Source organism: Halomonas sp. FeN2, from assembly GCF_020595105.1.
Lineage (GTDB): Bacteria > Pseudomonadota > Gammaproteobacteria > Pseudomonadales > Halomonadaceae > Vreelandella > Vreelandella neptunia.
In genome coordinates this window covers 1,794,316-1,805,959 of the sequence record NZ_CP074200.1, presented here as the reverse complement: position 1 = coordinate 1,805,959, position 11,644 = coordinate 1,794,316, and the positions used below count along the sequence as shown (strand labels likewise).

Genomic DNA, 11,644 nt, shown 5'->3' with positions numbered 1-11,644 from the left:
CAGACCCACTGCAAACGCAAAGGCGAGCGATGTTTTGACTGCTTTTTTGAAACGTATTTTTCTAAAAGCGTATTTTTGAAAACCTATTTTCAAAAACTTAGGGGATATCGGACGATGAAAAAAATAACTGCCTTAGCTTCCGCATTAAATCTTGGCGCACTTGCGTTAAGTGCTTCATTGACCGTTTCCGCTGCGGATTTAGACGAAATAGAGAGCCGTGGCTATATGAGCGTGGCCACCGAAGATAACTACGCGCCGTTTAACTTTATGAGTGGCAGCGACCCGGATGGCTTTATCAAAGACATCTTGATTGAACTGGAAGAGTACGCTGACTTCGAAGTCCGCCAGGATATTTTGCCTTGGACGGGGCTATTGGCGTCGGTTTCATCGGGCCAATACGATATGGCACTTACCGGCGCGTCGGTGACCGACGAACGCCTGCGGGTGTTTAACTACGCGCCGCCGTTTGCCTCTGCCCAACACTTCTACATCAAGCGCGCGGGCGATGACCGTATCAACAGCGTCGAAGATTTAAGCGGCATGACGCTGGGGGTTCAAGCGGGCAGTGCTCTGCTATCGCGCCTGCCAGAGCTGGAGGTAATGCTGGAAGAGAGCGGTGGCGAGCTGGGCGAAGTGATGCAGTATGAGGCCTATCCAGAAATCTACGCTGACCTGGCCAACGGTCGTGTTGATTACGTCATCAACTCCATCGTGCCAGTTAATGACCTGATCCGTGAGCGGCCTGATGTATTTGAAGCGGGTCAAGCCGTTTCCGGCCCAGGTTTCGTGGCCTGGCCGATGCCTAAAGACAGTCCAGAACTGCTGACCTATATCACCGACTTTATGAGCCACCTACGTGATTCTGGCCGCCTAGCCGAGCTGCAGGAAAAGTGGTTTGGCGAGTCCTTTGATGACCTGCCGACAACCCCTATCACCTCAGTGGAAGAGTTCCACGAAATGGCCGGTATGTAAGCCATCACATTCGCCTGCCGCCCAGCCTGGGCGGCGGTTTTCTTATCGCGAATTAGGGGGTGAGCATGGACAGTAGCGCATGGGGGCTTCTCATCCAGGGCGCCTGGACAACGCTTTGGATATCCGGCATATCCATTGCCATCGGTGTGGTAATGGGATTGCTGATTGCCTTGTTAAGAGTGGCCAAAATCCCCGTTCTGCATCAACTGCTAGGCGTTTACATCAGCCTGGCAAGGGCCACGCCACTGGTAACGCTGGTGCTGTTTATATTCCTAACCGCACCGACCATGGGCGTTAATCTCAACCGCAATGTGGCCGGTATTATCGCGTTAACCCTCAATACCACTGCTTTTAACGCTGAAATCTGGCGCTCTGCCTTTAACAACTTCTCCAAAGAGCAGCGTGAAGCGGCCCTGGCGATTGGCATGACCCCATGGGTCTATTTCCGCCGCATTATGCTGCCACAAATTACCATTACCAGCCTGCCGGGCTTGGTCAACGAGATGTCGTTCCTAATCAAAGGCAGTCCCGCCATTGCCGTCATCGGCGTGGTCGACCTTACCCGTGTGACCAACCGTATTTCAGCGGTTACCTACGACCCACTGCCACCCATTTTAGCGGCTGCGGCGCTGTATATGCTGATTATCAGTCTGTTGGTGTGGTTTCAACGTGTGGCTGAGCGCAAAGCCAGCCGGCTGGCCGTCTAAGGTGGTCGTTTAGGGAGTCTCTATGAGCAACTGGGAAATTCTTTGGTCATCTTACGATGTGTTTTTAAGCGGCTTTTATAACACCTTAAAGCTATTTGGTTTATCCGCTGTCTTGGCTTTTTTAATGGGTAGCGCCATGGTGTTTTTATTGGAGGGGTCTCGCCCACGGTTAAAGATTCCGCTGCGGATTTTTATCGATGGCATGCGCATGCTGCCATTTTTGATCCTGGCCTACCTGCTGTATTACGGCCTGCCCAGTGCAGGCATCCGCATGAGCGCCTGGACGGCCGGGATTATCGCCCTGGTGATCTACCACGGTGCATACTTCGCGGAGATTCTGCGCGGCTGCCGGGCTACCTTCGCCCAAGGGCAGGTAGAGGCCGCCATCGCCCAAGGATTTTCGCAGCCCCAAATGTTTATGCGCATTATCTTGCCGCAGCTGATTTTGAAAACCCGCGGCTTGCTGGGCAATCAACTGATTATCCTGCTCAAAGATACTGCCTTTCTGGTGATTATCACCGTGCGCGAACTCACCGCGGCGGCGAGCAGCCTGTCGAGCACCTACTTCATTCCCATGGAAGCATTCATCGTGGTGATTGGCTTCTACTGGCTGATCAGTATTGGTTTAGAACTGTTTATCAAAATGATTGGCCGTTTTGGCGCCAAGCGAGGATTCGAAAATGCCTGAGACCGCCGCTGTTAGTATTCGTAACCTTTCCAAAAGCTTCGATGGCACTGAAGTGCTGCGGGATGTATCGCTGGAAGTTCAGCCCGGCGAAGTGGTGAGTATTTTGGGCTCATCAGGTTCGGGTAAATCTACCCTGCTGCGCTGCATTAACTGGCTTGAGCAACCCGACCGGGGCGACATCCGTATTGCCGGTGATCGCATTGGCGTGAGTGACACTGGAAAACCGATGTCGCGTCGTGAGCTGGCAGGCATGCGAGCGCGCTTGGGCATGGTGTTCCAGGGCTTTAACCTCTGGCCTCATTTAAGCGTGCTGCGTAATGTCACCGAAGCGCCTGTTCATGTTCAGGGGCTAAGCAAAACCGAAGCTGACGAGCGAGCGATGGCGCTGCTCGAAAAAGTCGGTATGGCCGACAAACGCGAACAGTACCCCTACACGCTTTCCGGCGGGCAAAAGCAGCGGGTAGCGATTGCCCGGGCTCTCGCCATGCAGCCCAAGGTGATGCTGTTCGATGAGCCCACTTCAGCCCTCGACCCTGAGCTGGTGGGGGAAGTGCTTGGGGTCATCAAAGACCTCTCCAAAGAGGGCTACACCATGGTGCTGGTGACCCACGAAATGGAGTTCGCCCGGGCAGTCTCCGATCAAGTGGTCTTCCTGGATAAAGGCATCATTATTGAAAAGTCCCACCCCAGCGAGTTCTTCGAGAACCCTAAAACCGACCGAGTAAGGCGCTTTTTGGAACTTGAGGCGCCAGCGGTGTGAGTCAAGCATTGATCTCAGCGAAATTGAGCGGGATATCGCTAACTGGAGAGCATCTAGGCTGACAGAAGGGGCAGCGTTGCACTAGACTGAGATATACATACACAGGAGGCGCTTTATGGGCACCCCACTGGATCCGATCATCAGCGAATTTGAGACGCAGGAGCAGGCAGACAGCTACCAACGCTGGTTCCGCGAGCGCGTACAAGCCAGCCTGGATGATCCCAGGCCTTCAATTCCCCACGATGACGTGATGGGTGAAATGCGTGAATTGATCGCTAAACGTCGCGATGCTGCTAGTTGAGTGGCGCCCCCAAGCCCGCGAATCGCTGTGGGCGATCCTCGACTATCTCAGCCAACGTAACCCCTACGCCGCCGAAGCACTTTATCAAGCCATTGAAGAAGCGACCGAGGCGCTACCTCAGCATCCATACCTGTATCGCCCAGGTCGTGTGGTTGGTACCCGAGAAGCCGTGGTGCACCCAAACTATATTGTGGTTTACCGCTTAGCAGCAGGCTGTATTGAGATCGTTAACGTCCTGCACGCACGCCAGGAATACCCTTAGCTAATAATTACCCCAACTGCCTGCGCCAGCGGTTCTCAATGGTATCCAGCTCTGCCGGGCCGTAGTGCGCATGATCATGCGCTCCGTAGTAGGCCCATAATTGATCACCGTAATCGAAGTGCCACCATTCGCTGGGTAGGTTGGTGAAGCCTTGTTGATGCAGGGTGTGATACAGCAGGCGGCGGTTATCCCGCGCCTTATGTTGCTGCGGGGTAAGCATTTCCAGCGTTTCGAAATAGTCGCTATGGGAGGCGGGAATCGCTTCATCAAATAGGGTGCCCATATCCAGCGGCAGGCCATCGGCATCACAGAGCGTGACATCGACGGCGCCGCCGGTGAGGTGCGGGCTGGGGGCTAAAGGGTCGCGGCTGGGTACCGATACGAACTCCCGCGTGCGTTCCAATAGCTCCGCTTCGCTGAGATCTGGATGGTGGTGGTGGATGGCTTCATTAAGGGTATCAAACAAGTACTGCTGCACCCGCCATGGCCGCCAGCCATCTAGTACGATTAAACCGATGCCGTCGGGTAAGCTGCGTGCTGCAGCGAGTAGCGCGCGATAAACCCCCTCACGAACGAAACACTCCGGTACTGCACCTGGAATGCCCAGCCTAGCATAGGCGGGGAACACGCTGACCGGTGCCGGGGCGAGGCTCATCGGTACCAGGCGCTCGCCGTTATCTTTAATGGGCGCACGGCGCAGCTTTTCCCAGCAGGGGGCAGGGTGGCTGGGGATAGGCGGCAAGGCCTTCAATAGTGTGTTCAAAGGCATCATGTTATCCAAGGAGGGTGTTATCAAAATTGAGTCGGCAGCCATAGCGTCAGCGATGGAAAAAGGATTAATAGAATAAGTACCGCAATCGCTGTTAGCACAAAGGGCCAAATGGTTTTGAACAGCGACACAATCTCTAGGCGACTAACCGCGGCGGCCACGAATACACAGGCGCCAAGCGGTGGCGTGATCAAAGCAATGGTAATGTTCAGTGTGATGATGACGCCCAGATGAATGGGGTCGATACCTGCCATCATCGCCACTGGCGCAAAGATAGGCGTCAGTAGCACCAACGCTAACACCTCCTCCATAAACATGCCTGTTATAAAGGTGATGGCACTAAGTAGCAGTAGGATTAATACGGCGTTATCTATGTACGGAGATAAAAGCGAGACAAATTGCGCAGGCACTTGCGCATAGGAGAGCAGCCAGCTAATGGTCGCCGAGGCCGCCATGATGAGAAAAATCGCCGAGGTTAAGCGTGCCGTATCGAGGATGGCTTGCCAGCACTGTTTAAAGCGTAATCCTCCCAGCACAAAGCCGCATAAGGCCACATACAGCGCTGTCAACGCACCCGATTCTGTAGGCGTAACGAAGCCCAGCACGATACCAGCAACAATAATAAAGGGAGCGATAAGCGCGGGCAGAGCGGCTGCGAAGGCTATGCCAAGTTGGCTGATCGAGGGCAGTTGACCACTTTTAGGTAGTCGGTGGTGCCAGGCATACCAGGCGTTCATGCCCATAAAGGCAACCCCCAGCAGCAGACCTGGCACCACGCCCGCCAGAAATAGGTCGCCTACTGAGGTGTTGGTCAGTGAGGCGTAGAGGATCATAAAGATACTGGGTGGAATAATCGGGCCGATCAGCGAGCTACCAGCGGTCAACCCAGCGGCAAAGGCCCGTGAGTAGCCCTCTTTCTCCATGGCAGGTACTAACAGCGACCCCAGTGCCGAGGTGTCCGCCACCGCTGAGCCATTGACGCCAGCGAAGAAAACGCTCGACACCACATTGACGTGGCCCATGCCGCTCCGCAAGTGGCCCACTATCAGGCGGGCGAACCCCATCAAGCGCTCGGTTAAGCCACTGACGTTCATCAGGTTGCCAGCGAAAATGAATAGCGGAATAGCCATTAAGGAGAACACATTGATACCGCTAAAGAATTGCTGGGGCAGCATACGTGGAATCATCGGGGGGTCGACAAACAGAAAGCCCACTATCGCCGTGGTCAGCAGCGCGATGAAAAGAGGAAGCCCAAGCAGAACGTGGCCGAGGAAAACCGCCAGCATCGTCACAATCATAAGGAGTCTTCAACGGTCTTCATAGAGAGTCCTCAACGGTTGTGGATGGAGAGTCCTCAACGGTTTTAAGCGGCGCGGGGCCATAGAGAAGCGCATGCCAAGCCAGTAATAAAAAGCCAACGGGTAGCGAGAGGAGGGGCACCGTGCGGCTAATGCCGAGCCCAGATGTGGTAAACATGCTGACCGAGAGTGCATAGCGATAGCTGACCCAGGCACCCCCCCGCTGCAATCACCAGGGTGATCAGCCACTGGTACACGTTCAAACAACGCGCCTTTCATGAAACACAGGAAATAGGGCCGGTAAGGTTCCAGCCCCTATTGTTATGTTGACTATGCAATACCTAAAGCCGCGCCTGAGCGAACCTTTTCGGAGGATCACAGCAAGCGCGGTTGTTGTGTTGGGTCTAGATTAGCGATTTGGTGGCTTGCTGAGAGTGGACGTTTGTATCCTGTACTGCATCCGCCAGCATATCCGCGGTGATGGCGGAGAGCGTCCAGCCCAGGTGGCCGTGGCCGGTGTTGTAGAACACCGTGGGCAGTTTGCCGGGGCCGACTTTGGGCAGCATGTTGGGGAGCATCGGGCGCAGCCCCGCCCAGGGCACAACACGGCGGGTGCTGACGCCGGGGAAGCACTCTTCCACCCAGCGGATTAGCGGGCGGATACGGTTGTCGCGGATATCGCGGTTATAGCCGTTAAACTCGGCGGTGCCGGCGATACGGAAGCGGTCATCGCCCAGGCGGCTGGTCACCAACTTGGTTTCGTCATCCAGCAGACTCACGGTGGGGGCTGCCTGCTGTGAGGCGGCATCATCAAGCTGCACGGTGATCGAATAGCCCTTTACCGGGTAGATATTGACCCTGTCGCCCAGCTTGGCGGCCAGGGCGCGGCTGCCTACGCCTGCGCATACCACCACGCTATCAAAGGTTTCGCGCACCGGTTCAGCGTTAGCCTCGCCTTCAAGGGTGGCGGTGATCCAGGCGTGCTGTTCGTCTGCGCCGATATCCTGCACGTTGTGGCCATATTTAAGCGTTACGCCGCGGCGCTCGGCGGCTTGAGCCAGGCCGTGGGTAAACTTATGAATATCGCCGGTGGCATCGCTTTCGGTATAGAAGCCGCCGTAGTAGCTGCCCGCCAGAGTAGGTTCGATGGCGCGCATCTCGTCGGGGGTGACCGCCCGGCGCTCCAGTCCGCCTTTGCTAAGCAGCTGCGATACCTTGGCGGCGTGGTCATAGCCCGCTTTATCGCGGTAGATATGCAAAATCCCTTTCTGCTTGAGGTCAAAATCGATCTGCTCGTCTTTTGCCCACTGAAACAGGTGCTCTCGGGCGGCAATGGCCAGGCGGGCGGTTTCGGTAGTGTTGGCAGCGTAGCGGGGGATCGAGGCGATAAACTCGCCAAACCAACTGAGCTTGTGCCAGCTTGGGCGGGGATTGACCAGTAGCGGGGCGTCGTTTCTGAGCATCCAGCGCAGGCCCTTGATCACGGTTGGCCAGTGGTTCCACACTTCGGCATTGGAGGCCGATAGCTGGCCGCCGTTGGCGAATGAGGTTTCCATGGCGGCGTAGCGATGCTTTTCAAAGACGGTGACGTCATAGCCACGTTTGGCCAGGGCGTAGGCGCTGGTAATGCCGGTGATACCACCACCGATAACGGCAATGCGTTGCATAACTCTCTCCAGATTGTATGAGCGTCGGGGATCCCGCCTAACGGCGTAGCTGCTGCTGGGCGTACCCCTTCCGTCATGGAACCTGAGAGATTCGCGCATCCGTGAGGGGCGCTTGCTCCTTCGGTGGGCTGAGTGACGCAGTCATCAGCCGCTCTTCGGAAAGTGATGGTGATAGCGGTCCGGTTGCCTGAGAGTTTCCGGGGCTGTTGCTCCTTCGGCGCTGGCGTCATCGCTAGCGATGCGCCAAGCTCTCCCGCTATTACATTGCTGCTGGCTTTTAATTAAACAGTTTTTAATGTGATTAGTTTTACGCGATCAGTTTTAGCATGGAAGACGACCATAGTCGTGAACGCTTATTCCACGGGCCGGGCACGCTGGATGATTGCCGCGCAATCCAGCCCGGTGGGCAGCGTGCCTGTATTGAGGCCACTGCGGTCGGCAAGCCGACCAGCGCAGAATGCATCAGCCACGTAGGCAGGGGCGTGCTGCACCATCAGGGCGCCCTGTAACGCTAGGGCCATGCCGTCCGCCAACTGCCGGGCGCGGTACTGGAGCGCTTGGGTATCCTGCATCTGCCGCTGTAATTGGTGGATAAAGCGGTCAAGATGCCCATTGGCGCCCTGCGCTTTGGCAAGTTCGGCGAAGTAGGCGTCGAGCACTTCGGGCTGTTTTTCAATCGCGCGCAGGATATCCAAACACTGCACATTTCCGCTGCCTTCCCAAATGGCGTTGATGGGCGACTCGCGGAACAGGCGCGCCATTATGTGGGTCTCCATTACCCCGCTTCCACCAATCACCTCCATTGCTTCGTAAGCGTGGTGGGGCGTGCGCTTACAGATCCAGTACTTGCCGACGGGGGTGGCGATTCGCGAAAGCAGGCGCTCATGCTCGTTGTCCTGATGATCCATGGCTCTGGCCATGCGCAGCATTAAGGTAGTGGCGGCTTCGCTCTCAATGGCCAAGTCAGCAAGCACATTTTGCATCAGCGGCTGGTCGCTTAGGCGCGCCCCAAAGGCATGGCGATGAGAGGCGTGGTGAATGGCTTGGGCGGTGGCTTGGCGCATGCCGGCAGCTGAGCCAATCATGCAGTCGTAGCGGGTCATGGCGACCATCTCAATAATGGTGCGCACGCCGCGGCCTTCATCGCCCACCATCCAGGCAAAGGCACCCCGCAGCTCGGTCTCGCTGGAAGCATTCGATACGTTGCCCATTTTACGTTTTAGCTGCTGTATATGAAGCGGGTTCTTACTGCCGTCGGGCCGCCAGCGCGGCAGCAAGAAACAGCTCAAGCCGCCGGGCGCCTGGGCGAGTACCAGAAAGGCATCGCACATTGGTGCGGAGACAAACCATTTATGCCCCACCAGCTCAAAAGCTTCACCCGGCCCGCTTTGATCAATCGGGTAGGCGCGAGTGGTGTTCAAACGCACATCGGAGCCGCCCTGCTTTTCGGTCATTGCCATGCCGAGAGTGAGGCCCTGTTTCTCATAATAAGGGACGTTGCGCGGGTCGTAATGTGGGGCGGTGACTTTATCGCCCCACTCTACGAGCAAGCTGGGCTGGTGGCGAAGCGCTGGCAGGGCGGCAAAGGTCATGGTAATCGGGCAGCCATGGCCTGCTTCTACCTGGGCCTGTAAAAAATAGCGGGCGGCACGGTTAACATGCGCACCGGGCTTAGGTTTTCTCCAGGGGCTGGCATGCAAGCCGTGCTCTATCGCCGTTTGCATAAGTTGATGATAGGCGGGATGAAACTCGATCAAATCGACCCGATGGCCTTGCCGGTCGTGGGTCGCTAACTGGGGTGAGTAACGGTTGGCCTCAACCCCTAAGGCAATCGCCTCGGCGGATCCCGCCCACTGACCAAATGTCTTGAGTGGGGCATCGTCGTCAGACCCGCTTTCGCGGTTAACGCCTTCCTGAAGTGCGCGATCAGCCGTATAGCTATTGTAGTTTGCAAGCGGCGGCGGCTGGTTTTCCACCTGATGGGTATTAGCTTGGAGTTGATCGGCCAGGGGGTAATGATGGTTCATAGCTGGCACCTAGCGCGTAACGAGGATATAGGGTGATTGTTTCAGCTAATGTTTTACGGCTCATATATTTTGGAGCGTTTATGAGAGCGTAGTTGCTGGACGGAAAAGTCGCTAAAAACGGAGGGCGAAAAGGGGGAGGGATGGGTCCTGCTTTGCTCAGTCAGCGTATTTAACCGACAATGCCGCTTATCCTTCTCAGTCATGGTTACTATCGATGCAAGCAAACGCGATGCAGACAAACGGATTTTTTGACGAAATTGGCGAAACGATCGGTGAAGCCATCCGCGTGGTGGTGGAGTTTCTGCTGGGTATTTTCACCAACTTCTTCGGTGCGTTCGGCGATTTCATCGATGGTCTAACGCGCTCGCTGGGGATCAACGATTCCTTTTTCAGCATTGCCGTCTTAGTGGTTGGGCTACTGATCCTGTGGGGCGGTTTGCGCGCTTTTCTGCGTGGCTCGCTAATCGGCGGTATTGTACGTACCGTATTGGGTCTGTTTATTCTTTCATGGTTGATGATGTAGACACACTAAGAGGGGTAGTAGATGAAGCAGTTTGCGTTGGTCGCCTACGATTACACTGATGTAGGTGCCTTAAACCGCCGCTTGGCTTGTCGCGAGCCGCACTTGGAGGGGCTCCGTACTCTCTATCGGTCGGGTAATTTCGTAAGTGGTGGGGTGGTGCTGAACGATGAAGGTAAAATGATCGGTTCAAATGCACATTTCAGATTTGCTACTCGAGAAGATTTAGAGGCTTGGCTGGCGCAAGAGCCTTATATGACTGAGCGTGTCTGGGAGCGGGTCGATATACGCGAAGTTAAGCTGTTTGATCCCTCTGTATAGTATGACGAACGAACTCGGGTATTGTTTATAAGAAATGTCATAAAATAATGCCCCCCGTTTCTCTCCTTGGTTAACACCCCATACACTGATGATGAGCAATCGCGTTCCCCTTGAGTCAGTTTCATCAGAGGCATGATAGATTGTCATTTGCTTATTTGGTGCATTTTGGCATCATTTGCACTCATTTTGTGCAAAGCGAGTGTAATGAAAACTTATCTTGGCAAGATGCGGGGGCAGCCAGTCAAACGTGCCTGGGTAGGCTGGCAGGATGCTTTTTGGTCATGGGTCGGAGCCTTTACCGGTATGGCGGTTATTTGCTGGTTAAGCTCGGCGTGGCTGTCACAACAACTGCTCATTGTAGGCTCCTTCGGCGCAACCTCGGTGCTCATCTATGCGGCACCTGAAAGCCCTTTTGCCCAGCCCAGCCATGTACTGTTTGGCAGCGTGCTCTCCGCGGGTATTGGCGTTGCTTGCTTCCAACTGCTGGGAGCGACTCCGCTCTCAATGGCGCTGGCCGTATCACTGTCGGTGCTGGGTATGCAGCTAACCCATACGGTTCACCCACCGGGAGCCGCGGCGGCCCTGATTGCGGTCGGCGGGGGCGCCAGCGTTCATCAACTGGGGTGGTGGTATCCGCTTTTGCCAATCGGAGCGGGCAGTATAGTGATGCTGGTAATCGCCATACTGGTCAATAACCTTGCCCGGCATCGTCGTTATCCACGCTACTGGTAGTGTTAAAAGCGGCTCAACTGCTGCTCCAGAGCAAAGATATGGGCGTCTTTGGCACCTAGCTCCCGAAGCGCCTTGGCGAGGTTGACCAAGTAGTCGCGGTTGGGGCCGCTGGGGCCGTGGGCGTTGGCAATTTGCTGGGCGATCTCGTCAAGCGGTGCGTCGCCCAAAAAGGCCGGGTTGTCATCGCTGGCCAGATAAATAAGCCCTTCGCTCTGTTCGGTTCCGCTACTCTCCTCAGCAACAGGCGTCTTCTCATCCATAAACGTTAGCAGTACTTTTTCCCGCAAATAGCCGTTCTTCTCCCGCACATCCAACGGCGCGAGCACTTCCGGGGCAATGCGGTAGGCCATGCCGTGGCAAATCGAATCTTTGGCGCGGATCAGCGTTGCCACCCGCCCAGGTGCTTCAGGCGTGCCGCGGTGATCATGGGAGCCCTGCCAAAATCGCCGCTCCCAGCCGTGTATATACGCCGGGCGGCGCTCCAGGTAGGCAAAGTCAGCCTTCCAAATCAGCGAGCCGTAGCCGAATAGCCATATAGCCGCATGGCCTTCGAAGAAGTTTCTTTGCTGGTTAAGTGCAGTGGTATCAAGCATCGTTATCAAGCAACATATCGTTATCAA

At 55.7% G+C, this 11,644-nt stretch carries 14 protein-coding genes and 1 riboswitch; of the genes, 9 read left to right on the top strand and 5 right to left on the bottom strand.

All coding sequences use genetic code 11. From position 1 onward, the window contains the following. Positions 1-114 precede the first annotated feature (114 nt). From KF947_RS08375 to KF947_RS08350, 6 genes are all read left to right on the top strand, one after another. On the top strand, positions 115-972 hold the full coding sequence (locus tag KF947_RS08375) for a transporter substrate-binding domain-containing protein (protein ID WP_227405951.1): 858 nt from the start codon (positions 115-117) through the stop codon (positions 970-972). 65 nt (positions 973-1,037) lie between these two features. Further along, complete coding sequence (locus KF947_RS08370) at positions 1,038-1,679, top strand: amino acid ABC transporter permease (RefSeq protein ID WP_022521643.1); 642 nt, start codon at positions 1,038-1,040, stop codon at positions 1,677-1,679. Between the two features lie 22 nt (positions 1,680-1,701). Further along, a complete protein-coding gene (locus KF947_RS08365; protein WP_227405950.1) occupies positions 1,702-2,367 on the top strand; it encodes an amino acid ABC transporter permease in 666 nt (221 codons plus the stop codon). Then, positions 2,360-3,127 (top strand): amino acid ABC transporter ATP-binding protein, encoded by a 768-nt coding sequence (locus KF947_RS08360; protein WP_227405949.1) that lies wholly within the window; start codon positions 2,360-2,362, stop codon positions 3,125-3,127. Before KF947_RS08365 ends, KF947_RS08360 begins: the two co-directional genes overlap by 8 nt. Before the next feature lie 115 nt (positions 3,128-3,242). Next, on the top strand, positions 3,243-3,428 hold the full coding sequence (locus KF947_RS08355) for a stability determinant (protein ID WP_223288456.1): 186 nt from the start codon (positions 3,243-3,245) through the stop codon (positions 3,426-3,428). Further along, positions 3,415-3,690 (top strand): type II toxin-antitoxin system RelE/ParE family toxin, encoded by a 276-nt coding sequence (locus tag KF947_RS08350; protein WP_227405948.1) that lies wholly within the window; start codon positions 3,415-3,417, stop codon positions 3,688-3,690. The genes KF947_RS08355 and KF947_RS08350 overlap by 14 nt, the downstream gene beginning before the upstream one ends. Positions 3,691-3,697: 7 nt before the next feature. Here KF947_RS08350 and KF947_RS08345 read toward each other — a convergent pair whose 3' ends face one another. The 4 genes from KF947_RS08345 to KF947_RS08330 form a co-directional block, all read right to left on the bottom strand. Next, positions 3,698-4,462 carry a M15 family metallopeptidase gene (locus KF947_RS08345; RefSeq protein WP_208862673.1) on the bottom strand — a complete coding sequence of 255 codons (765 nt, stop codon included), beginning with the start codon at positions 4,460-4,462 and terminating at the stop codon, positions 3,698-3,700. A gap of 20 nt (positions 4,463-4,482) precedes the next feature. Further along, positions 4,483-5,757, bottom strand: a complete 1,275-nt coding sequence (locus tag KF947_RS08340; protein ID WP_227405946.1) for a TRAP transporter large permease — start codon at positions 5,755-5,757, stop codon at positions 4,483-4,485. A 404-nt stretch (positions 5,758-6,161) separates the two neighbouring features. Continuing rightward, complete coding sequence (locus tag KF947_RS08335; protein WP_227405945.1) at positions 6,162-7,424, bottom strand: D-amino acid dehydrogenase; 1,263 nt, start codon at positions 7,422-7,424, stop codon at positions 6,162-6,164. A 165-nt stretch (positions 7,425-7,589) separates the two neighbouring features. Then, positions 7,590-7,690, bottom strand: a riboswitch (glycine riboswitch). Between the two features lie 87 nt (positions 7,691-7,777). Further along, positions 7,778-9,451 carry an isovaleryl-CoA dehydrogenase gene (locus KF947_RS08330; protein ID WP_227405944.1) on the bottom strand — a complete coding sequence of 558 codons (1,674 nt, stop codon included), beginning with the start codon at positions 9,449-9,451 and terminating at the stop codon, positions 7,778-7,780. 229 nt (positions 9,452-9,680) lie between these two features. On the opposite strand from KF947_RS08330, the gene KF947_RS08325 reads away from it, so the two are divergent. The 3 genes from KF947_RS08325 (at position 9,681) to KF947_RS08315 (ending at position 11,024) form a co-directional block, all read left to right on the top strand. Beyond that, on the top strand, positions 9,681-9,974 hold the full coding sequence (locus tag KF947_RS08325) for a hypothetical protein (protein ID WP_227405943.1): 294 nt from the start codon (positions 9,681-9,683) through the stop codon (positions 9,972-9,974). 21 nt (positions 9,975-9,995) lie between these two features. Beyond that, positions 9,996-10,292, top strand: coding sequence for a YciI family protein (locus KF947_RS08320; protein WP_227405942.1), 297 nt, complete (start codon positions 9,996-9,998; stop codon positions 10,290-10,292). Between the two features lie 204 nt (positions 10,293-10,496). Continuing rightward, positions 10,497-11,024, top strand: a complete 528-nt coding sequence (locus KF947_RS08315) for an HPP family protein (protein WP_227405941.1) — start codon at positions 10,497-10,499, stop codon at positions 11,022-11,024. Positions 11,025-11,026: 2 nt separating this feature from the next. Here KF947_RS08315 and KF947_RS08310 read toward each other — a convergent pair whose 3' ends face one another. Continuing rightward, on the bottom strand, positions 11,027-11,617 hold the full coding sequence (locus KF947_RS08310; RefSeq protein WP_227406284.1) for a gamma-glutamylcyclotransferase: 591 nt from the start codon (positions 11,615-11,617) through the stop codon (positions 11,027-11,029). Positions 11,618-11,644 lie beyond the last annotated feature (27 nt).